The 22,082-nt window shown below is 66.0% G+C and carries 22 protein-coding genes; 5 read left to right on the top strand and 17 right to left on the bottom strand.

Annotated elements, in window-relative coordinates:
* The first annotated feature begins 2 nt into the window (after positions 1-2).
* A complete protein-coding gene (locus tag ACFWE2_RS12880) occupies positions 3-1,046 on the top strand; it encodes a DEAD/DEAH box helicase (protein WP_377224619.1) in 1,044 nt (347 codons plus the stop codon).
* Between the two features lie 189 nt (positions 1,047-1,235).
* On the opposite strand, the gene ACFWE2_RS12875 is transcribed toward ACFWE2_RS12880, so the two are convergent.
* Both ACFWE2_RS12875 and ACFWE2_RS12870 read right to left on the bottom strand, forming a co-directional pair.
* On the bottom strand, positions 1,236-3,812 hold the full coding sequence (locus ACFWE2_RS12875) for an NB-ARC domain-containing protein (RefSeq protein WP_377224618.1): 2,577 nt from the start codon (positions 3,810-3,812) through the stop codon (positions 1,236-1,238).
* 289 nt (positions 3,813-4,101) lie between these two features.
* Positions 4,102-4,407, bottom strand: coding sequence for a hypothetical protein (locus tag ACFWE2_RS12870; RefSeq protein ID WP_377224617.1), 306 nt, complete (start codon positions 4,405-4,407; stop codon positions 4,102-4,104).
* A 1,257-nt stretch (positions 4,408-5,664) separates the two neighbouring features.
* On the opposite strand from ACFWE2_RS12870, the gene ACFWE2_RS12865 reads away from it, so the two are divergent.
* Both ACFWE2_RS12865 and ACFWE2_RS12860 read left to right on the top strand, forming a co-directional pair.
* Positions 5,665-6,375 carry a hypothetical protein gene (locus tag ACFWE2_RS12865; protein ID WP_377224616.1) on the top strand — a complete coding sequence of 237 codons (711 nt, stop codon included), beginning with the start codon at positions 5,665-5,667 and terminating at the stop codon, positions 6,373-6,375.
* 25 nt (positions 6,376-6,400) lie between these two features.
* Entirely contained in the window at positions 6,401-6,829 is a 429-nt protein-coding gene (locus ACFWE2_RS12860; RefSeq protein ID WP_377224615.1) for a hypothetical protein, read from the top strand.
* 867 nt (positions 6,830-7,696) lie between these two features.
* Here the strand turns inward: ACFWE2_RS12860 and ACFWE2_RS12855 are convergent.
* From ACFWE2_RS12855 to ACFWE2_RS12835, 5 genes are all read right to left on the bottom strand, one after another.
* The gene (locus ACFWE2_RS12855; protein ID WP_377224614.1) at positions 7,697-8,530 is read right to left on the bottom strand and encodes an alpha/beta fold hydrolase; all 834 of its coding nucleotides are present in this window, start codon (positions 8,528-8,530) and stop codon (positions 7,697-7,699) included.
* A 27-nt stretch (positions 8,531-8,557) separates the two neighbouring features.
* A complete protein-coding gene (locus ACFWE2_RS12850) occupies positions 8,558-8,980 on the bottom strand; it encodes a DoxX family protein (protein ID WP_377224613.1) in 423 nt (140 codons plus the stop codon).
* 85 nt (positions 8,981-9,065) lie between these two features.
* Positions 9,066-9,902, bottom strand: coding sequence for an ABC transporter permease (locus ACFWE2_RS12845; RefSeq protein ID WP_377224612.1), 837 nt, complete (start codon positions 9,900-9,902; stop codon positions 9,066-9,068).
* Positions 9,899-10,864 carry an ATP-binding cassette domain-containing protein gene (locus ACFWE2_RS12840; RefSeq protein ID WP_377224611.1) on the bottom strand — a complete coding sequence of 322 codons (966 nt, stop codon included), beginning with the start codon at positions 10,862-10,864 and terminating at the stop codon, positions 9,899-9,901. The genes ACFWE2_RS12845 and ACFWE2_RS12840 overlap by 4 nt, the downstream gene beginning before the upstream one ends.
* Before the next feature lie 104 nt (positions 10,865-10,968).
* Entirely contained in the window at positions 10,969-11,562 is a 594-nt protein-coding gene (locus ACFWE2_RS12835; RefSeq protein WP_377224610.1) for a PadR family transcriptional regulator, read from the bottom strand.
* Positions 11,563-11,821: 259 nt separating this feature from the next.
* Between ACFWE2_RS12835 and cutA the strand changes: the two genes are divergently transcribed.
* Entirely contained in the window at positions 11,822-12,163 is a 342-nt protein-coding gene (gene cutA / locus ACFWE2_RS12830) for a divalent-cation tolerance protein CutA (RefSeq protein ID WP_377224609.1), read from the top strand.
* Between the two features lie 445 nt (positions 12,164-12,608).
* Here the strand turns inward: cutA and ACFWE2_RS12825 are convergent, their stop codons facing one another.
* Positions 12,609-12,764, bottom strand: coding sequence for a hypothetical protein (locus tag ACFWE2_RS12825; protein ID WP_377224608.1), 156 nt, complete (start codon positions 12,762-12,764; stop codon positions 12,609-12,611).
* Positions 12,765-13,555: 791 nt separating this feature from the next.
* Here ACFWE2_RS12825 and ACFWE2_RS12820 point away from each other — a divergent pair.
* Positions 13,556-13,897 (top strand): nuclear transport factor 2 family protein, encoded by a 342-nt coding sequence (locus ACFWE2_RS12820; RefSeq protein WP_377224607.1) that lies wholly within the window; start codon positions 13,556-13,558, stop codon positions 13,895-13,897.
* A gap of 50 nt (positions 13,898-13,947) precedes the next feature.
* On the opposite strand, the gene ACFWE2_RS12815 is transcribed toward ACFWE2_RS12820, so the two are convergent.
* The 9 genes from ACFWE2_RS12815 to ACFWE2_RS12775 all read right to left on the bottom strand — a co-directional run bounded on the left by ACFWE2_RS12815 (position 13,948) and on the right by ACFWE2_RS12775 (position 21,926).
* Positions 13,948-14,949, bottom strand: coding sequence for a cytochrome d ubiquinol oxidase subunit II (locus ACFWE2_RS12815; RefSeq protein ID WP_377224606.1), 1,002 nt, complete (start codon positions 14,947-14,949; stop codon positions 13,948-13,950).
* The gene (locus ACFWE2_RS12810) at positions 14,946-16,355 is read right to left on the bottom strand and encodes a cytochrome ubiquinol oxidase subunit I (protein WP_377224605.1); all 1,410 of its coding nucleotides are present in this window, start codon (positions 16,353-16,355) and stop codon (positions 14,946-14,948) included. Before ACFWE2_RS12810 ends, ACFWE2_RS12815 begins: the two co-directional genes overlap by 4 nt.
* A gap of 25 nt (positions 16,356-16,380) precedes the next feature.
* The gene (locus ACFWE2_RS12805) at positions 16,381-16,881 is read right to left on the bottom strand and encodes a DUF2231 domain-containing protein (RefSeq protein WP_377224604.1); all 501 of its coding nucleotides are present in this window, start codon (positions 16,879-16,881) and stop codon (positions 16,381-16,383) included.
* Between the two features lie 209 nt (positions 16,882-17,090).
* On the bottom strand, positions 17,091-17,972 hold the full coding sequence (locus ACFWE2_RS12800; protein ID WP_377224603.1) for a manganese catalase family protein: 882 nt from the start codon (positions 17,970-17,972) through the stop codon (positions 17,091-17,093).
* A gap of 778 nt (positions 17,973-18,750) precedes the next feature.
* Positions 18,751-19,368: a LysE family translocator gene (locus ACFWE2_RS12795; protein ID WP_377224602.1), complete on the bottom strand. Its 618-nt coding sequence runs from the start codon at positions 19,366-19,368 to the stop codon at positions 18,751-18,753.
* An 81-nt stretch (positions 19,369-19,449) separates the two neighbouring features.
* Positions 19,450-20,262: an AraC family transcriptional regulator gene (locus ACFWE2_RS12790; protein ID WP_377224601.1), complete on the bottom strand. Its 813-nt coding sequence runs from the start codon at positions 20,260-20,262 to the stop codon at positions 19,450-19,452.
* Positions 20,259-20,555: a hypothetical protein gene (locus tag ACFWE2_RS12785; RefSeq protein WP_377224600.1), complete on the bottom strand. Its 297-nt coding sequence runs from the start codon at positions 20,553-20,555 to the stop codon at positions 20,259-20,261. Before ACFWE2_RS12785 ends, ACFWE2_RS12790 begins: the two co-directional genes overlap by 4 nt.
* A 40-nt stretch (positions 20,556-20,595) precedes the next feature.
* Positions 20,596-21,399 (bottom strand): hypothetical protein, encoded by an 804-nt coding sequence (locus ACFWE2_RS12780; RefSeq protein ID WP_377224599.1) that lies wholly within the window; start codon positions 21,397-21,399, stop codon positions 20,596-20,598.
* A complete protein-coding gene (locus ACFWE2_RS12775) occupies positions 21,396-21,926 on the bottom strand; it encodes a SigE family RNA polymerase sigma factor (RefSeq protein WP_377224598.1) in 531 nt (176 codons plus the stop codon). Before ACFWE2_RS12775 ends, ACFWE2_RS12780 begins: the two co-directional genes overlap by 4 nt.
* Between the last annotated feature and the right edge of the window lie 156 nt (positions 21,927-22,082).

The raw sequence follows: 22,082 nt of genomic DNA, 5'->3' as shown, positions 1-22,082 counted from the left end.
CGGTGGAACCAACCCACACGCGCAAGTCCGGCTGGGGGCTGCTGCCACTCCCCGGCCACAAGCGTCGTCGCCTCCGCGCACGAGCAGTGGTGAACGAGGTAATCGGCCCGCGACCCACTGCGGCTCGCCAGCCGACTGACCCTGACTCACGCCAGCAGCACAGCGCGCAATCTCAGGCACTTGTCCGCGGCGTCTCGACTTGGGCCGCGCCCGCCCGAGACGAGCCCAGAGGCATCTCCCTGGACGATCGTCTCGCGATCGCGGTCAAGGCTCTAGCAGACCGGGGCGCAGCGCAGCCCGACCTCGCCCCTTCCTTCGCTGGCTCACCAAGCGAATCGCTAGTCCGAGTACTCGTCGATGCCAGTCAGTTCACGCCGATCCAGGCAGCCACACTGTCAGCGGTGATGAGCGGACGAGACTTCATCGGGCATGTTCCTCAAGGTGTCGAACGCCACCTGGCATACGCAATCCCTCTGCTGCACCAGGTGGTGGCACAGGGCGAGCCTGGCTACGACCAGCTCCCCAACCCATCCGAGCCACAAGCGGTTGTTGCTGTGCCGACCTCCACGCTGGCACTCGCTGTCGCCAACCACCTCACTACGCTGACCAAATCAGCCAAACGCACCGTCCGCATAGTGCCGCTGGACGCCAACGACGAGCACACTCCGGAAGTCACAGTTCGCCCAGAATCCCCCGATGTGGCGGTCGGCACCGTGGACCACCTAGTCAGGCGGGTGACCGAGGGCCTCCTGAATCTCGACCACACACGTCTGGTTGTCCTGGACGGCGCGGACGAGATGGACGAGCTCGGTCTCCTGCCCGATGTTGAGGCCCTCCTCGCACGAACACCTGCCCGACGGCGAACCATGCTATTCAGCACGACCATGCCTGACGATCTCGCAGCTCTGGCGCAACGCACAATGCATCAGCCCGTGGAGAGCCCCACACCTCGACCTAAGTCCACGACAGACGACAGGCGATCAGGAACACGGGATGAATCCGCATTGCTTGCTCGACGAATTTCCAAGCGCCAAGCAATCGCTTGACACGACGTCTTCTCCGCAGCGACACACCCAGCGTCTGCGTCGCAGGACTTAGCCCGCCTCTGATGCTCCGCCGTTAACTACACCCCGAGAACCCTGCAACTGTCGAGGTCAGTGGCTCCGCCCTTCGACAAGGCGGTGACGTGATCGGCGTGGCAGTTCGACGCACCGCTCCCCACGGTCGTGGCCGCCTCAATCACTCGCCCCGTCGCGAGCCGCTACACGACGGAGCAATTTAAGGCAATGCTCGTTATCCGGCTCTTTGGCGAGCCCGGCCTGGGCCCACTTAAGCGCTGACTCTGCGTCCTTGTCGTGCATGCAAAGCCAACCAAGTCCCGAAAGATCGTTGGCATCCGCTTCGACCACACGTTCTTCAAGGAGTTGGCGCAGTTTGCGCACCATAAGTCTACGCTCATCCGCATCCACCTCGATTTCCCTTCGTGACAGCATCCCATTTAAACGAGAGGCTGCGGTACTGAGCTCTTTGTAGTCGGGACGCGTAAGCTCGGCAAGTTGAAGTCGTGCATGCATCTCCCCGAGAGGGTCTGACGCTCGCTTGTAGAGAGTAATCAACTGTCGCCACGCCGATTCGTCGGTTGGTTTCGACTCTAGGTACTTGCTTACGGAAACGCGCGAACCGTCCGAGTTCCCCATCTCCTGTTGGAGTTCCGCGAGGTGCAACCAAGCCGGCGGATAGTGGGACGCGATGTACTCTAGAACGGCAAGCTCCTGGCTGTTATCGCCCTCGCCAAGTCGAACCGCAATCGCTTTGGTTAGCCGGTCGAGTCGCGGCTCGAGGCCAAGCGATGCCTCGGTGGCCGTGATAGGTCCGAAAGCGCGAACCAACTGCAGATCAGCTTCGATCGCGATCTTAAATGGAGACGTCACAAGTTTACGTTTCCCAAAGACCGAAGCAGCAAGCGGAACAGACAGGAAGTCGGTGCCACTTTCTGGATCGATGATCTCCTCCACGAGCGAGGACCGATGAAGTTCGAGCAGAGCGTCCAGCACCTCCATACGCTCGTTTCCTGGACGCAACAAGACGGCCTCTAACCCGATTCTTGGGACATATGAGCGCCAATTGCAGAGTGTCAAGAATACGCGTTGCGCCGCTGGCGAAAGGCTGGCAAATGAACGATCGAATAGAGCGTCCAGAACAGCGTCGTGCGCGGCTACAACATGCTTGAGCGATACCTTTCGCTGCTCTCGCGCAACCTCGCCGAGAATTATCTTTGTTATGTACGGGTGACCATCGGACTCGTCGTACAGTTGTTGTTTGTACGGAGGGTCAATGATAGTCGCTATTTCCACCCGTTCTGCGACATCGTCAACCAGATCGCTGAACTCAGTCCTAGCCATACCTTTGACCTCAATAGGGTAGTCAGCCTTAAAGTCCCGGGTTCTAGTGGTGATTAGAACCTTATTGGGCAACCGAATCGAGTTATTTAGGTATGTGTACAATTCGCTCTGTTCACGAATCGTCTCAAAATTGTCGAAGACGAAGAGAAACGGCCCGTCCTCCGATTTACCAGATAAGCAGTCTGTAAGACGCTGCTGCAGCTCGCGCTCCTTCAGCGTCACATCGGGTTCAAACAGCACCACAAAGTCCCGTGCGACGTCGGCAGTCGTCAGTACGTCGGGCCGTACGACTTTTGGCCCCTCTGGAAGTAGGTCGATATCCCTGGCACTGAACCATACGATCGCGAAAAAATCGTCGCCTTCCGCCACTTCGTGAAGGACCTTCAGGGCCAATGACGTCTTACCGATGCCGCCTCTCCCCTTCAAGGTCACTACTGGATTCCGACTGTCGCGCAGCACGGTCGAGAGTTCGACCTCCAATGCCGGCCGATGTACATAATCCGGGCGACTGGGCGGCATATTCGTGAAGACCTCGCCAATTACGGCCAGGTTGGGAGCCGCCCTCGTTTCGCTCTGGAGCTGCGATCCAGGCGGCAGCGACCACTGCGCCGCAGTTTCGCTTCGCGTTTCATCGGAAATATAAGAAATAACCTGGAACTGCGACTTTCGGAAATTCCCGTTGGGCAAGAAGAAGTCGGCCAGGTCGGGATCTGTATAGATGAGCTTAACTTTACGAAACCCATCGAGGTTAACGTAGACCCCATCTGTGAGCGCGGGGTGCGATTCTCGTACAAGATGCTCGAACGGCTGACGTGACCCACCAAATGCGCTGACACGGTGCTTTCCCGACAGATTTCGCTTGAGGTACGCCCAATCACGTTGCAATGCCGGGACGTTGGATATTACGGCGAGAATCGACTCATGTAGTGGCGGGCAGATCGCCGACAAGGATTCCCCACGGGGGGCTCCGTGTCCACGCGTCCGGTTTCGAAGCCAAACGAACTGCCTCACCCATTGACGCAAGGAAACTTTCTTTTGGGAAAGGTCCAATTGTGTTTCGTCCAGGCAGCGGCATGCGTAATTGAGACGCTCGGCTGCTTGGCGCTGCCATGCATCAGCCCCGGGCCCGAATGTCATGCTTAGCGCGCGTTGTGATTCCCGTGACACTGAAGTTAGGTGGTGGCTCCCAGGTCCGGTCAGCAACTCGTCCAGGACCTCAGACCACTCCCCGATACCATCCGCACGAATCAATCGATACTCAGCCGCGTACCCGTGGCCGTCACGATCATCAAGAACGCCAGCCAAGAGCTCGGTGACAATAAGTTTGAGCACCAGCTCGCCCGTATATAGAAGATCGAAGAAGTAGGCGGTGTCGGACTCATCTCGGGCCATCTCCGTGCGCTCTAGCATGCGAGCAACAGGGAGCATAGATTCATTCACCGGCGTTCACACTCCAACGATTGGGGATGCCCAAACGCAGTTTGTTTGGGGTCGCTCAGGACAGCCTTGCAGCAGTAGCTCCGCACGTAAATGGCCCCAGCTGCGTATCGCGAAAAATCACCCGGGCGAAACCCTTCTAAACGGATTGATACTGAGCCCGACCAGGCATCCGTGCGTAGGATCAAGACGATCCGCAGTCACCACACGCCGGGTGAGCCTGCCGAGTCGTCGGTCGTGGGGCACCGGGCCAGCCTGTCGGCTATAGGAACAGCAGTGTGTCCGCAACACGTTCAGGTAGCCGCTCGATGGCGCCGGACCGCTCACTCAGCGTGCGCAGATTCCGCCAAGTCGCAGCATGAACCTCTTGTTGACTTGTCTCCAGTGCTTGGCTCAGCAGTTGTTCGATGGCGGCTGTTTCTGCGGGCTTGCGGGCTCGCACCTTCCGCGCGGGGAAGCCTGTTTCGCATCGGACCCAGTTCCGCGGCAGGCCGCGGATCTGCTCTTGCGACATGGCGGCGTTGACCGAGAAGTATGCGTCGGTATCGATGGCCGCGTCCGACGTCATCGCGGTCGCCGTTGAACCAGTGCAGGATTGGGGCTGTCGCACGGATAGGTCACGGCGGCCTGCCGTTTGAGCGCCGGGCCGGGACGTCGGGCCGCAACCCGACGTCCCTACCAACCTGGCTTGACATATCCCCGCGGAGGGAAGCGAGCGGAGGTTCGGTTGCCAGTCCCAACTGCACGCGCAAGGACTACCACAGAGTCCACGGTCGATGCCCACTTCGGGTCCCGTAGACCATCATTTGCCAGCAGCCTGGTCAGGTGAGTCAGTACCTTGCGTACAGCTACGGGAGAGACCTGCACGCGCTTTACGCACTCATCGAGCCCGTGTTCGATCGTGGTGACCGTCTCCACGACCTCGACGGCGATAGCGCCGGCAGCCGCGGCCCGGCGTTCTTCGTACGCGGCGCGCCGACACCGCTGCGAGCACCAGCTCGCTGGCCTCCTGTCGCCCTGACCGGGACCGGTCTCCCACACCGAGGACACACACCGGAGACACCCGCACGATGCCCGGCGGGCCCGCGCTCGGTGGACGTACGTGACCCGCTGTCCCCTAGCCCGGCAGAACTCTTGTCGACGCTCATGCTCCCACCCCCGAGTTTCGTATGGACGGAACCGCTCACAGCTTGTGCATTAGGTGTGTGACTTTCGTCGGGGCGGATCTGCGGGACCCGCTGTCCGTCATCCGCTCGACTGACCTCGCCGCGCCGACTCGGCGTCGGTAGTTGGCGTGTTCCGTCGCGTGCCTGTACGTCTGCATACCGTCAGCAAGCTGCGGTGGTGCTACCAAGTACGAGGGTCCCGGGCGTGAGCCCCCACGTCCCTGACGCACCAAACGCGCACCCGTCCTCTCCGTGGGATCGGCGGGCTTCTGGAGGCCTGCCTGTCGAGCGCTGTCGGAGGCCTTGGCTGGCTGAGGCCTTGGCTGGCTCCGGTGTCAGGGCAGCCGTGCTGGCCTCGCCGGGCGCCGTGGGCTCCCACCCGACGTCGAGGAACTCGTGCAAGAGCTCGTTGAGCGTGTCGCCCAACAAGTCAGGGACGTTTAGCGGTGCCGGGAGCCGCGGATCCGTCGGACTGTACGACGACATGCCACTGAGCGCCCGGCCCGTCCCCGCTTTCCAGTGCCACGACGTCACGCTGGTGGCATGCGAGCAGGACAGATCAGCGCGTGGTTATCGGGCGTCTGGCCCAGGAGTGAACCCGTCACGAATGTGCTGTTTGCACGGGCGTGCGTGAGGGGTGCGGCGGTACGCTGCGGCGCATGGCGAATCCCGCGTTCGAGTTGGCGAAGATCCTTGAAGGGTGGAAGCTCGAAGAGAAGGCATCGCCCACGAGCGCCCGCCTCAGCTACGCGCGCAGTATCAACGCTCAACAGCCCGAGGTCGTGGGCTCTGGCATGGCGCACCTTGTTGATCTTCGCTCCCGCATCAGCGACCTGAGGGCGCGAGGTACCGATGTGGAGCCATTCGAGTGGGCACTGCCACGCTGGCAGGCCGCCTTCATTTCGGCGGCTGGTGACATACGCACATCGGCGTTGTCCCCGGACGAGCGGAGGGACTACCCGATTTCGATCGAGCGACTCAACGGGCTCAAGGGCTTCGGGATCGTCTTGGACGCGCATGCAGCTGGGCTCCAGCCCAGGCCGGAGTTCGTTGCCCGGATCGATGCAGCGATCAACGAGGCTCAGGCGTTCGTGAGGGATGCTGATATCTCCGAGGAGCACCGGCACTACTTGCTGGCCCTTCTGGCGCGGATCCGGTCCGCGATGTACGAAGGCCGCCCCGCCCAAATGCGCGAGGCGGTCAACGAGTTCGTAGGCGCGACGGTCGTGGCCGAGAGCACCGCCGAGGAGGGCCAGAAGAAGGGCTGGGCAAACGTGCGCAACAACCTGTTGCACCCTGCCATCGCCGGTGCGGCTGGGAATCTCCTCACGCAGGGCATCGGAGTCGTCGCTGGGTTCATCGGCGGCTGAGCGCTCGGAGCGATACCTTGCGACCATGGCGGTCGCATCATTCGTGATCTCAGTCCTCGCGTTCCTCGCGGCAGGAACGGCCCTGTGGTACTCGCATCGACAGGCGGTCGCCGCAGAAAGGTCTGCGGACGCTGACCAGCGCTCCGTCGCTCTTGCTGAGGCAGAAGCAGCGAAATACGCCCCGCCGTGGTCCGTGCGCTCGGAGGGCCGTGACGCCCTTCTGCTTGCCAATGACAGCGATGAACCTGCGCACGACGTGACGATCGACCTCGGCGACATCTCCGTCCATGGCGATCTCGCGTACTCGCGGATTGGGCCTGGGTCTGCGATCAGACTCTTTACCTTCCGGTCATTTGGGACCCAAACCGACACGATCACCGTCAAGTGGCGACGCCAGCCCGATGCACCGGAGCTTGACTGGGAGTACCCGTTGCCTGCAAACCCAAGGACCTAAGAGAGCGCAGGGGGCTCGATCCTGGGTTGCCGTCGTAGGTGGTGCAGCCGAAAGCACTCAGGAGCACCTAGCGTCGAACTGTCCAACCGGACCGAGTGGTGTGGCACGACCCACTAGCGGCTCTGCTTAAGCAGGCCTCACGGAGCTGGCCCTTATTGGCCCTAACTTCCGCCAATCTGACCCTAGTTAGGGCCAATCAGGGCCAGTCCCGACCCCACACGGACCCACTCCAGCATTACAATAAGACCAGGTCAGCGGCCATTTTCGGCCGATTGGCCCTCACCATCCGATCGCCACCCGGCAAGGCTTCCAAACTAATTACGCGGGTTCGATTCCCGTCGCCCGCTCAGAGTGCGGAAGCCCAGGTCAGAGAGTGTTTCTGACCTGGGCTTCGTGCATTCTGGAGGGCTGGAAGCAGGGCTGCGTGGCCCTAAACACGCCGGCCTGAACACTGGCACGTGCGGCGCGGACCAGGGTCGGCCAAGCCCTGTACTCTCCGGCTCACCGCCTGTGCTGGGACCGAGGGAGGGCACGGATGATCATGGCCGCCGACGGCGTCTGGACGACAGCCGCGCGGCTCGTCGTCGATCCCGAACATCTCGGTGAAGAGCATGGCGTCACGGGTGACGGCGGCACGTTCTGTGGCTTGTCGCCGGACCTGATCGATGTTTACCGGCATCCGTTCAGCGGTCGTGGACGCACCGATTGCCGCACGTGTGCCCGCCGGATGTACGAGGCCGCCGGCCTTGCAGGTCAGGAGCCACCACCGGCCGCTTGGACGCACCCTGTCCGCCCCGCGTCCCTGGCGCGACGACGATCTGCTTGCGCGGTGCCTGATCGGTCTTCCCGCAACACCTCGCAGGCCCCTCAGTGTTCACTGCTGAAGAATCGTAACAACAGCGGGCCGACGGTGTGTGGGTCGACGACGTGATCCGGCACCTCGAGGGTCTCCCGTTGGGCGTGGGGTAGTAGGTCTGCGAGCTCGTCGGCTGCGCGGTCGAAGAAGTTCGAGGGCAAGCCTGCCATGTAGGGGACGGTGATCGGTCCCCCGGTGGTGACCAGGACCGGTTGGGTGACCGTTGCCAGCCGATCGGCCGGCAACTGGTAGCGGTTGAGGAAGACGCTGTCGTGGACCACTGTGTGCGCGAGGGCGACCGATTCCGCCCAGTGCGCCGTCTGCTTGCCTGCCGCTTTCCTGGCCGCGATGTTGTCGTCGGAGGCGCCGGTCAGGCGCATGAACAGTTCGAGAACCTCCTCGTCCCGTCCGGCGTCGAAGGCGCGTCGAGTGTCCACGACGAACTCCTCGAACCTCGAGCGCAGGTCGTCTCCGACCGCATAGGGCACCTCCCACACGGCGATCGTGTCGATGGCTGACCCGGCTGCGGCGGCCTCCAGCGCCAGCGCGCCACCAGAGGACGCCCCGAACAGGTGTGCCGAGCCGCCCGCCTCCGCGATCAACGCATCCAGGTCCTCGATCTCCCTTTCCGTGGCGTAGGGCTCGGTGAAGCCACTCGCCCCGCGTCCCCGACGGGCATAGTTGTAGACCGTGAAGTGCTCGGCGAGAGCAGGTACCAAGGAAGCGTTCTCGGCTCCGTCGTCCAGTGCGCCGCCTACCAGGACGACAGCCGGGCCGCTTCCCTTCCGGTCGTAGGCGATGGTGGTGCCATCCTCCGATGTCACGCAAAAGGCCATCTCGGTCATCTCACATCTCCGTTCGAAAGGTTTGTCTCATCGCCTGAGCAGCGTGCCGACGACGGCCACGGTGCGCGACCACCGCGCCGTTGCGATCACGGCCGCCACGACGAGAAGGAGGAGCGCCAGCCAAGGGCTCTGATCGAGCACGAATTGGTCCGTGATGACAGCACCGGTCAGCAATGCCGCCAACCCGAGACTGGCCAGGCCCGCCAGAGCCGGGATCAGAAGTCCAACCCCTCCCGAGACCTCCAGCGCTCCGACCAGGTACCGGAGCCACTGGCCGGCCCCGATGTCGGCGAACATGTCCACCATGACCGGGTCGCCGGCGAGCTTCGAGATTCCGCCGCCGGCGATGACCGCCGCCAGCGCGACCTGCAGAATCCAGACCCCGAAGCTGATCGCCCGCCCGGGCGTGTGCGCAACGGTTTCCGAGTTGTTCTTGGGAATGGTGCTCATTGGACTCTCCTTGTCGTGCCCGGGCCGGGCCGGGGCGTTGGCCGAGTGGGCCGGGTTGTCGGAGTTGATCTCGACCACGTGGCATCTACTTCTTGTTGCGGTAGAGGACCATGGTGATGGGGCCGAAGACCGCTACAAGAAGCACGGACGAGACGAGCACCCAGCCGATCTCCCCGGCGGGCACCGAGCCGTCCATCAGGCCGCGTACCACGGTCACCAGATGGGTGACCGGGTTGACCTCGACGACCGTCTGCATCCATCCGGGCATCGTCCGCGGGTCCACGAAGATGTTGCTCACGAACGTCAGCGGGAACATCACCATCATGCTGACCCCCGCCACCGAGTTCGGCGTGCGCAGGATCAGGCTGAGCATCGTCCACAGCCACGACAGGCAGAACGAGAACACCAGCAGCAGGGCGACCGAGAGCACCACGCCGACGACGCCGCCCTCCGGCCGGAACCCTAGGACCAGTCCGAGCGCGATCACGACCGCCGACCCGACCGAGTAGCGCACCAGATCGCCGAGGAGTGCGCCGACCAGCGGCGACGGTCGCCACACCGGAAGTGACCTGAACCGGTCGAACACCCCGTTCTGGATGTCGGTGTTCAGCGTGATGCCGGTGTTCATGGTGATCATGACGTTCGCCTGCACCAGGATGCCGGGCAGCAGGAATTGCAGGTACTCCTGCGTCGACCCGGCGAGCGCGCCACCGAACAGGTAGGTGAACATCAACGTGAACATGATCGGGAACATGGTCACGTCGACGAGCTGCTCGGGCACGTGCTTGATCTTCAGCAGAGCGCGCCAGCCGAATGTCAACGAGGTGCTCACCGGACCGGGTCGGGGCGGGCGCTCACCGGCCGACAGCACACTGCGCAGCGCGACCGGCGCCGACGCCTGCTCCGTGGACGTGGCATTCATGCGGCATCCTCCTCGGGTGTCTTCTCGGCGGCGTGTCCGGTCAGGGCGAGGAACACCTCGTCCAGGCTCGGCTGACCGAGCGCGAACTCGGTGACGTCGATGCCGCTGCGGGACAGCTCGGCCAGGGAACGGGCGACTCGCTCGGGGTCGGAGATCCGCGCGGACAGCGCGGCAGGGTCAGCGGACGGCTCGACCGGCACCGCGAGGACGCCGGCGAGGACCCGCTCTGCCTCGGCCCGCTGCTCGGGCGCACGTAGCCGTACGTGCAGCGAGCCGGCGCCGACCGATGCCTTGAGCTGGCCGCTCGAGCCCTCGGCGACCACCTTCCCGTGGTCGATCACCGCTATCCGGTCGGCCAGCTGGTCGGCCTCGTCGAGGTACTGCGTGGTCAGCAACACGGTGGTGCCCTCGGCGACCATGCCCCTGACGATCTCCCAGACCTGGTTCCTGCTGCGCGGGTCGAGCCCGGTCGTGGGCTCGTCGAGGAAGATCAGCTCGGGGGTGACGACCAGGCTCGCCGCGATGTCGATGCGTCGGCGCATCCCGCCGGAGTACTTCTTCACCTGCCGGTCGGCCGCCTCGGCAAGACCGAACGCGTCGAGCAGGTCGGCCGCTCGCCGCCTGGCCCGCGGGCGCGAGTAGCCGAGCAGCCTGGCGAGCAGCAAAAGGTTCTCCAACCCGGTGAGGTCCTCATCGACCGACGCGAACTGCCCGGTGAGGCTCACCCTGCTCCGCACCGCCCGGGCGTCACGCACGACGTCATAGCCGAGCACTTGCGCCTCTCCGGCGTCGGGGTGCAGGAGCGTGGCCAGCATGCGGATCGTGGTGGTCTTGCCCGCCCCGTTCGGACCGAGCACGCCGTACACGCCCCCGGCGCTCACGGCCAGATCCACACCGGCGACCGCGTGGGTCTGGCCGAAACTCTTCTTCAACCCTCTGGTCTCGATCGCGAACTTGCCCATGGGTTCGACACCTTCTCTCGATGTTGCGAACGGATTGGTTGAGCGCTAGTCAAGTTTGAATACTTGATCAGAATGCACGATGAGGAGCGACTAGTCAAGGTTGATTAGAGGCGCATCTTGAGGGGATCGTGGACCGTCAGCCACGACCCCGGATCATCGGCCATGGTGTAGGCGCCCTCAGACAGTCGTTTGCTCAGGCTCTTCGCCCACTCCAGTTCGGTGCGTGCGTGTCCCGCCCACAGTTCGGCCTGATCGCGGACGTGTTCGGGAATGTCGGGGTTCGGGTTCTCCCACCCCTCGGCCTGCCCTACGAGCTCCGCTTCCAGGCGCGCGACCCGCTCGTTGACGTGCGCGATGGCATCTGCCCTGGTCAGCATGGGCAACATGGTGATGGCCGCGTCGAGCATGGTGGGGTCATGGGTGCGCCGCAGACCGTCGCGGACCAGTTCGACTATCTCGTCACGTCCCCGAGCCGTCGCGCGGTACAGGACGCGCTCCGGCCCGGAATTGCCCGGCTCGGCGTGCTCGGTGAGGAGGCCATCAGCCGCCGCCTTCTTCAGCGCGTGATAGATCGAGCCGGGCTTGATCTTGGCCCAAATATCCGCACCCCAGCTCTGCAGTTCGGACCGCACCTGGTAGCCGTGCGCTCCACCGGAGAGGTGCACAACACCGAGTACCAGGAGCTTCGTCGCCGACATACGCCCACCTCCGCTCAACCTGCTCGGACTCGCTCCGCTTGCGCGCCCGCCAGGGTCATGTCAACTCCCACCAACACTAGGGTGCCCTCCTGGTCCGGGTGGTGTCAGCGCCGACCTACAAGCGGTGCTGGTGGAGACCTCCAAAGCCACCGGCCCGACGCCCGCGCCCGCTGTCGTGATGTCGATCTCTTCATAGAGGAAGCAAACGGGTACAAGGCTCCCGACCCCACGCTCGCTCGACGCCGATACGCTCGCTGCCATGGCGAACAATCCGGGCGACGTAAAGTTCGTGCAGGTCGCGACGACGTTTGCTGCCATGGAGGAAGCCGAGGCCCTCGCCTCGTCGGCTGTCGAAGCGCGCCTCGCGGCATGCGCGCAGGCCGAAGGACCGGTCACGAGCGTGTACCGCTGGGACGGCGCGGTACAGAAGGACAAGGAATGGCGCGTCACGTTCAAGACCACCGCCGCCCTCGCTGACCGACTCACCGAGTACATCGTGCGTGAACACTCCTACGATGTCCCGGAGGTTCTGGTGACGCCCGTGATCGGCGGACACGACAAGTACCTGGAGTGGGTGCAGAACGAGACACAGCAGGAGTGATCATGCCTCTGGTCGACCCGAGCGGAGGACGACCGAGCGCACGCTCTCCGCACACCACGATGGCCGCACACTCTGGTGTGCGGCAGCATCGGGGCAGGTCAACTGCGCACACCCCTTCGGCACCGCCGATGCCCCCGCGTCGCTGACGGTCACCGTCAAGGGCGTGGATCTGGCGAGCGAAGCGTCTCCGACTGGCTGCAGCGCAGACTTCAGGTGCAGACCTGAGGTCCATGCTGCCGGTCGCTAGCTCTGGATGGTGGCCCGGATCTCCTCGGCAAGTGCCTGGTTGCGGTGACGTGGCCTGAACCAGCCGAGGACGGATGTCGCTCATCGTGGTCTTGACGAGTCCGGCAATGGTCTCGGCCAGCTCGGCGGCGACCTGCTCGTGGCGGGGCCGGTGGTCAGTTCCGCGGGGCATGGCCTGCTCCCGCACGTGTCCGATGGTTCACGGGGTGATCTCGTAACGCAGTCTGCGGGTTTCGGCCGGCGAGATCATCACGCTGGCCTCCACCGGCCGGTCGTCGTCAGAGAGGGTCGTGCCTGACCCGGTGATGAGGTGGCTGGTGTCGACCGTGAGCCCCTGGGCGCGGTGGGTGGTCACCGCGTAAGCGAGGTCCAGGTGCTCGGCCGCGTACGCCGCTGGAAGCACGACCGTGTTGCCGTACTCGGCTTCGAATCAACGCACGACGACCGACCCCCGTCACTGCGCACCTTCACGACGGTCCATCGACGGCATCATCGCTCTAGTGCTATGCGCCGATCTCGGGCGGCACGCTCCGGAACGTCCGACGCGATGGCCCCGTTCATGGACGGGCTTTCCCCCGCAGCCCACTCCCGCTTACAGCGGACTGGGATTCTGAGGTAGCTTCCCAGGCTCCTTTGCTCCGAGCGACTCGCGCGCCAGGAGAAACTCCACCACAAACGCAATAGGTGCCATGGCAGCGGCCGGCCACGGACCCACGGTCCTGATCAGGACAACCTGCGCAGCGAGGACCGCAACAAAAACACCCGCCAACGCCGCCATCCACAAGATGCGCCGAACGCCAAGTCGCGCGCGCCGTCGGGTCCATGGGACATCGCTCATCAGGTACCGGGAGGTCTTAAAACCAAGGCTTCCAAACTAATTACGCCGGTTCGATTCCCGTCGCCCCGTGACACCGTGCTCGCGCACCGCTTTGAGCAGGGTTGGTCCTGTCGGCGCCTCAAGACGTGTGCGCCGGAGCCACCTCTTCCGGAGCGCGGGCAACCTGATCCACGCCGTGGGTGCGAGTGACAGGTACCCGTCCTACCGTCGTGGTGCAGCGGCGTGATCTTGACCATCACGTCGCCGCACCACTTTCCGGTACGCCAGCAGGCGTGCGTGCCCTGCCCGCAGACGGTGAGGAGACAGCATTGCGCTCGACCCGCGGGGTACTCGAAGACCATCTGGAATGCCGGCGCGCCCTCGACCTGGAAAGTGACCTGCGCCGGAACTACGCGCACGAAGTGGTGCTGCTCTCGTGGGGTGAGGGCGTTCACCGCGGCCACGACGGGGTGCGTCTCCTTGCAGGTGTGCTGCAGACCTACCTGCCCGAGGGCAAGTACCGGTACGACGACCTGGTCGTGGGCGACGCTTACGGGCTGCTGCGCTGGTCGGGAACCGGGCCCGACGGCGAAGAGCTGCGCGGCGTCGACTCGTTCGTCGTCGACCACGGTCAGATCACTGCCCAGACGATCAGCTACGTCGCCGGCTGAGGCCCGGCGTCCGGCGGCGTGCGTGGGCGCCCGAGAGCTCGAGCGCCCTTCTAGTCCCGGGACCACGCCTCGGTCTGGGTCAACCGGAACAGATACACCAGAGGTGGGATCACGATGACCCCGGCGAGCGCTGCCACGAGGAGGAGCGCGCGCAGGGTGGCGGGGGCTCCCGCCGCTTCGGTGATCGTGACCTCGTCGACGAGCAGCCAGGGGTACTGGGCGGCGCCCCAGCCGACGATGACCGAGGCGACGGCGACAACGGCACTGACCCGCGCAGCGTTCGACCGGTGCCGCAGCAGAAGCACCAGGGCCACGCTCCCGCCGGCGATCGAGATGACGATCAGAGGAGCCGCCCGTCCGGTCAGGCCTTCGGCCAGCGTCGGCGCGTCCCGCATGATGGGCGGGAGCGCGCCGAGCACCAGGACGCCCGTGGCGGCGCCGACGAGCAGGGTGCGACGGCGCAGTCGGCTCGCGAGCGCGTCGTGGCCCGCGCGGGTCGCGTCGGCGGTGAGGAACGTGCCGGCCAGGAAAGCGCAGCAGGCGACCGTGATCACGCCCGCCAGGAGCGAGGTGGGGTTCAGCCAGGACGACCAGCGGTCACCCCCGCCGTCGGCCGGGACACGTCCGGAGGCGATCGCACCCGCCACGGTCCCGAGGAAGAACGGTGCGATGAGGGAGGAACCGGCGAACAGCGCGCCGTAGACCCGGGCCTGGGAGAGCGTCGGGGAGTACTTGCGGAACGCGAAGCCGGCGCCGCGCAGCACGATCCCGAGCAGTGCAAAGAGCAGCGGCAGGATCAGGGTGGACATCGCGGCGGCGAATGCGGTCGGAAAGGCCGTCCACCACGTGACGAGCACGTAGATCAGCCAGACGTGGTTCGCCTCCCAGACCGGGCCGATGCTGTGGTCGATCTCTGTGCGCAGCTCCGCGCCGCGGCCGGCACCACCTGCGGTGAGGTCGTAGAAGCCGGAGCCGAAGTCCGCGCCCCCGAAGACGGCGTAGGCCACGAGGCCCACGAACATGGCCATCGCCACCGCCAGCTCGACGGTCACGGCATGTCCCGCTCGGAGCGCTCGCGCGGGAGCCCGGCCTGCGGCCCGTACGGGCTGGGCAGGTCCTGTTGCCCCTGCCGCCAGCGGCGGGCCATCGACCGCAGCACGAGCACCGCGCCGATGGTCAGGCCGGTGTAGACCACCACGGTGGTGGCCAGCAGCCACCACAGGGCGGGGTAGTCGCCGGCCGCCTCGGTGGTGCGCATGACGCCGTAGACGACCCATGGCTGGCGGCCCACCTCGGTCGCGATCCAGCCTGCCTCCACGGCGATGACTGCCAGCGGCCCGGACACGGCGCAGAACCTCAGGAACCACGTGCGCTCCAGCAGGTCGTGCTTGCGCCACCACCGAAGCGCCCAGAAGACGACGACGGCCAGAGCGAGCAGCGTGCCGATCCCGATCATCGTCTGGAACGCCCAGTGCGTGATGTTCACCGGCGGCTGGTCCCGCAACGGGATGGTGTCCAGCCCCCGGACGGGCGCAGTGAAGGAGTTCTGCGCGATGAGCGATCCGAGCACCGGGATGTCGAGCGCCCAGCGCACCTCGCCGTCGACCAGTAGGCCACCGATGCGCAGCGGCGACGGGCTCTCCGTGGTCGTGGCGAGCTCGAATGCGGCGAGCTTGGCCGGCTGCCGGTCGCCGAGGCCGCCGCCGAGGAGGTGCCCGACGACGGGCTGGACGACTGCGGCGACGCTGGCGAAGCTGAACGGCAGCAGAAATCCGAGCCGGTGGTGTGCGTCGCGGCGTCCGCGCAGCATGCCGACGGCGTAGACGCCCGCGATGCTGAAGCCGACGAGCATGTAGGCCGCGAGCCACATATGGGCGAACTGCCACCCGGCGATCGGGTTGAGCATCGCGGCCCAGGGGTCGACGTCGGTGACCTCGCCGTCGACGATGCGGAAGCCGGCGGGGGTGTTCATCCAGGCGTTGACGGAGATGACGCAGAACGTGCCCACGACCCCGGCGACCGCCATCGGTACCACCATGAGCAGGTGGCGACGCGGCGGCATACGCCCCCAGCCGTAGAGGTAGATCCCCAGGAAGATCGCCTCAACGAAGAACGACAGTCCCTCCAGGGCGAACGGCAGCCCGAGGACGTCGCCGAAGGTGCCCATCAGGCCTGGCCACAGCAGACCCATCTCGAAGCTCAGGACCGTGCCCGACACCGCGCCGATCGCGAACAGGACGGCCGAGACCTTGGCCCATCGTTGCGCCAGGACGAGGGCGACCGCGTCGTCGCGCACCACACCGCGCCAGTGGGCCGCGAAGATCATCGCGGGGAAGGCCACGCCGAAGGACGCCAGGATGATGTGCCAGCCGAGGGTGAGGGCCATCTGCTGCCGGGCGGGCAGCAGGCCGGCCGGGTCGGCGGCTGCGGCCAGTGACAGGGCGTCGTGGACTATCACTAGATCCCCCTCCGGTTGGTCGCTCTCATCGTGGTCCCCGTGGTACCGAGATCCGGGTCGTGAGGCGTGCCGGGGCGTCCAGACCGGCGTCGTCGTCGACACCGACGCCAAGCCGCCCGACCAGCTCCCCGCCCAGCCAGCCGGTGCCCGCCGCGATGACCAGAGCGACCAGCGCAAGCAGGAAGGCCAGGGTGCCGGGCACGTTGTCGTAGCTACCGGCACGAAGCAATGCGCTGCCCATGAACAGGACCAACATGACGACGTTGCCGGCGCCATGCAGGAGCGCGACGCGCTTGGCTCGGGTGCCGATCGGTATCGCGAGATAGTCGATCAGGCCGAAGACCGACGCGACCAGGCCGGTCACGACCGCTACGACGATCATCAGGTACGACGCGAACGCCAGCCGCCCGTCGTGGGTCACCATGCCGACGACGTCGAAAGCGACCGCCATAGCGAACAACCCGAGCGGAAGGACGATCAGCTGCTGGTGCACCGCGTGCCCCGCCGCCTTGGCGCTGCTCTCCATGTGTAACCCTCCTCTGAGACCTCCGGCACGAGACGACCGCGAAAACATCGTCTGTCTCGCTGGGTCGCGGACCCACCTCGCTCACGGCCATGCATCGTCCGTTCGGAGGACAGGCGATCAACGCTCACCTGTAGCAACGGCGGGGGCTGCCGTCCGACAACGTTCGCCGTCGAACAGCCGCTCCCGCTGACCTGCCGGTCCTGACCGCGTCACTCCTTGTGCAGGGCGTCCTGCACTGCGCCCGCAGCCTTCTCCAACGTCTCCGGGCGGCCCGTGGTCCCGTGGAAGCGCACGTCCGGCTTGGTCGGTGGCGGTGCGGGCACGCCGGCCGGGGGCTCGGCCACGTACTCGAACTCACCCTTGCCGTCCGGCGTGGGTCCGCTCGCCCAGCTTCCCTCCGACGCGGCCTGGCCGTCCGAGAAGTTGATGTACTGGTAGGACACCGCACGGTCCTCCTTGCCCACCGGGAACGTGCTGGGCACCGGCAGGTCCTCGATGCCCTCCTCGCGCAGCTCCGCTGCCGCCGCGATCCACTGGTTCTGGTGCATCGTGTCGCGCGCCAGCAGGAACGACAGCAGGTCCCGCACGCCCGCGTCGTCGGTCATGTGGTAGAGCCGGGCGACCTGGAGCCGGCCCTGCATCTCGGCGTTCGCGTTCGCCGTGAAGTCGGCGAGCATGTTGCCGCTGGCTGTGACGTACCCGGCCGACCACGGGTTCCCGTTCGAGTCGACCGGACGGGCGCCCGCACCGGCGACTATGGCGTGCTGCGGGTCGGTGCCGCCGATGATCGCGGCGACCGTCGGGTCGTCCTGCATCGCTCCCTCGGTGATCCCGAGCGGCGCCTTCTCGAGAAGCTGCGCGATCATCGTCGCCAGCATCTCGACATGGCCCATCTCCTCGGCGCCGATCCCGTAGAGCAGGTCGCGGTACTTCCCTGGCATGTGGGCGTTCCAGGACTGGAACCCGTACTGCATGGCGACGGTGATCTCGCCGTACTGGCCACCGAGCACCTCCTGCAGCTTGCGGGCGTAGACGGCGTCGGGCTTGTCTGGTTTGACGGCGTGCTGCAGCTCCTGGCGGTGGAAGAACATGGCGGTACTCCCTCGGTGTGGACATTGCGCGTGTGCTGCGTTCGGTCCGCCTTCTGGCGAACGACCTCTCCACTTTCATCACCGGGCCAACCACTCGCACGTCGGGGTCTAAGCGCCCGGCAGCGGCGCGGACCAACGCCAGGAGACGCCGTCGTCGGGCCGGGCCTTGAACTCCGGGAACGCTCGCCCCAGCCGACCGGCGTGCTCCGCATCCTGCTTCGACACCCCGCGGGCCAGGGCCTCGACCTCCAGCCGGTCCGCGTCCGGATGCCGGCCCTGACCAGCCTGGATGGACGAAGCGCTGCCCAGTGTCCCTGTAGGCCAGATTCTCAGGAGCCCGCACCCGATTGTCGCCGAACTCCGCGCCGACAAGAATGAGCTTCAGTTATCGAAAGACGCACGGCAGCGCGCACTTCTGATCCTGGACGCCGTCGCCAAGGAGGCTCTACGGCGCGGCTGGACGGTGGCCCGCGCGCAACGTACCGGCACTATCCAGGTCGCGGTGCGTTGGCACGGTGTCGACATCATCGTCAAGGAGTTCCCGGCTCACCCGACCCATAGCCGACCGCCCATAGTGGTCCGCCCGGTCGGGCACTTCCGAGCGGCCAGAGCGCATGTGCACATCCATGTGTTGAGGAATAGGGGGAACCGGGCCGGTTGTGCCGCTCACGACGAGCGAGAACGCTACTGGGACTGCGACCGGCCATCGTGATCTCAAGGGACAGGTCTCTGCCTGCTGGACAACACGACTACCCGTGCCCCTCTCGATCTGCGGCCGTCACCGCATGAGCGTCCCCACCGCAGCCGCCAGTGCGCCGATCCCGAACAGCATCACGACGATTCCCGCCACCTTGATGATGCCCGGAAGCACCCGCGCGAGAAGCGCGCGGGGGCGCCGAGATCCCATTGCGACTGCGACGAACAGGTCCCACGCCAGCACGATCGAGAACATCCACACCCCGTACAGCGCCAACAGTGCGGGCGACGCCGATGACAGCGTCGCGGCGAGGCTGACGTAGAACAGGGCGTTCTTCGGGTTCAAGAGCCCTGACGCCGTGCCCAGGCCCAGGTTCTTCAGCCACGTCGAGCGCCCGACAGCCCCATCACCCTTGCCCGCGAGCGAGACGCGCGCCCTCCAGAACACGATCCCCATGTAGACGAGGAACAGCCCACCCGCGAGCTCGATCCATGCGAGCACGTTCTGGCTGTCCACCAGCGCGAGCCCGCTGAACGCCGCCGCGATGAACACGCCGTTCGCCAGCGCGATGCCCAAGCAGGTTCCGCTCGCGCTTCGCCAGCCATGGGCCGCGCTGGTACGGACGATCAGGAAGAAGTCGACCCCCGGGATGAGGAGAGCGAGGAAATGAGCGAGAGCAACAACGAGAAACTGGTCCATCAACCTGTTCCTTCGGGCGAGCGATCGAGAGCGCCCTCAGACTGAGCCGCGGTGGGGCTCGCCGTCTTGAACAGGATTGCGTCAGCGGATGTACGCCCCCGGGCTCGCGGCGACGTGGGACCGGAAGACGCGGTGGAAGTGGCTCTGGTCCGCGAAGCCAAGCGCGTGCGCGACCGATGCGATCGGCTCGCCTCCGCGGAGCAGCGCTCGCGCACGCGTGATGCGGGCGTCGTTCCGCCATGCGATCGGCGTCAGTCCGGTCGCACGCTTCACGGCACGGATGAGCTGATACCGGCTCATCCCCACGGATCGCGCCAGGACGGCAAGCCGCGGGTCCTGCGTCTCGTGCGCGAGCACGTCGAGGACCGGACGTAGCGTGCCGGCAAGAGCCTCATCAGCAGCGGGCGGCTGCTCTCGCACACTCGAGACGGTCAGACCGGAGAACGCGGACCGGAGTCCCCGCTCAATCTCTTCGTGATCCTTCGGGCCCGCGAACAGCATCGCGTTCACCGCATCGAAGCGTCGGTGCAGGCCAGGGCCGCGATGGACCTGGATCCCGTCCACCAGGTCCCCGCCCGCCCCCACTGTCCGGCGGATCCATGCCTGGTCGACGTGGATCATCTGATAGATCCACTGGCCATCGTCGGGGTTGCAGGAGTGCACATGTCCCGCCGGAATGAAGATCACGTCCTCCGGCTCGAGGCGTACGGCCGAGCCTGACCTCCCGACGAACGTGCTCGTTCCCGCGTCGACGAGCCCGATCGAGAAACGATCGTGGGTGTGCGGTCGGTAACAGGAGTTCTGCTGACACGAGCGACGAGACTCGATCTGCGGAAACCGCGGGTCGTGCCAGAACTCCGGAGCCGTGAGCTTGCCCGTGACCACCCCATTCACGGCTCCGATGCTATGCCGAACATGCCTTGGCCAGTGGTGGTGCGCGCGAGCACGCGGTCGGGCGCCGCCAGCCAGCCGGCCGGTAGCGGAGGGGTACCTGCGGACGTCGCCGGCGTGGCCGGCGTAACGAGCGTCTCGGCGCGCGATGCGGCAGTCGCCACGAACGTCGGAGCCGGGTAGTCGCCGGAAAGGTCGGTGTCCGTCCACTGGTAGGACCCGCCACCAGCGCACCCCTGCTCGGTCGGGAAGGAGAACGACTGGCCAACGGTCCTGGTTACCCGCACGTCGAGCATGAACATTCCGGGGGCTGGAAGCAGCGCTGCGCGGACCTCCTCAGCCGGCCGGTGCGAACCCTCCCCAGACGGCGAACGAACCACGTGGGCCCTGGGCCTCGACGCGGTAGCTGTCGTGCTCGAGATCGCGGACGCCGGTCGCATGGTTGTACTGACTGGCGAACGCGTGCTTGCCTGCTGGCACGGTGCGGCCCGGCTTGAGGGCCCAGCGGTAGAGCAGCGCACCGCCTGACTCCTCAACGGTGACGGTGAAGTCGTCGGTGGGCAGCGTCTGCCAGTTGCCGGTGTCCCGCACGTCACCGGTCTGGGCGATGCGCATTTCCACGGTGACCGAGCTGAGCGGCTTGGTGGTCTCGAGGGTCAGATTGCTCTGGGCCCAGTAGATGGTGCTGTGGGGATCCAGCAAGCCCTCGGACCGCAACGGCCCGTCCTCGACCCGGCTGTCGTCCGCCGGCGTCGGGCGCGCGCCGCCCCCAGTGGGGGCCGGAACCGGTGCCGGAGCCGGGGCCGGACCGGTCGAGGCGGTGGCGCGCGAGGACGGCGACGCACCAGGCGTCACGGTCGGGGAACTGACGGTCGGGGACGGCACCGTGGGAGAGGGGGCGACGACCGGCAACAACGGAGCCCCGCCGATGGCCGCTACGGCAAGCCCACCGGTCGTCAGGGTGGCGGCGACGACGAGACCGACGATCGCCGCCCGGGGCGATGACCTCACGATCGACGGCGTGCGATGCCGGACCTCGGAGCCGGCCGCACCGCGCTCGACACGCGCCAGGATCCTTGCACGGTTGGGCTCGTGAGCCACGGCGGCCTCTCGCAGCCGTCGGCTGATCTCGTCGTTCACCGGTTCCTCCCTCCCATGGTCAGTTCGCCGACCGTATTCGCGCCGAGCAACCGTTCCAGCTCCGCCATCCCCTTGGAGGTCTGGCTCTTCACCGTACCGACGGAGATGCCCAGCGCAGCGGCGGTGTCCTTCTCCGACAGGTCGAGGGCGTGGCGCATGACCACGCACGCCCGCTTGCGGAACGGCAACCGGGTGAGCGCGGCTCGGACGTCATGCACGACGGCTACGTCCGGGCCGTCCACCTGTTCCGCGTCGTGGGACCAGAACAGCGCTATTCGCCGCCGCTCGCGGACCCTGCTCCGGGTCCACTGCCGCGCCAGATTGGCCACCACGCCGCGGGCGTAGGCGACCGGGTGTTGCGCGGCCCGCAGCCGGTCCCAGCGCTGCCACAGGGCGATCAGCGCATCGGCGGCAAGGTCGTCCGCCACGTCCTTCTCGCCGGTCAGGAGGTGGGCGAGACGGGCCAGTTCGGCATAGTGGCGTTCGAAGAAGTCGTGGAACTCTACGGACGCATCGTCGGCGAGCATCTCCCGCGGTTGCCCTCTCCCTGCGATGTGTGCGTTAACAATCGGCGTGAGCGTAACAGCGGCCCCGCCGGCCGGACCGCGATCACCCGTGGGCGGGAGACCCGCCAAGGAGCGAGCGGCACCGCCCGTTGCCCGGTCCCGGGTCGGCCTGCCGGC

This window comes from Promicromonospora sp. NPDC060271 (assembly GCF_042726755.1).
Taxonomy (GTDB): Bacteria; Actinomycetota; Actinomycetes; order Actinomycetales; family Cellulomonadaceae; genus Promicromonospora.
Note: the sequence above shows the minus strand (reverse complement) of the source record. Positions and strands in the feature narration are given on the sequence as shown.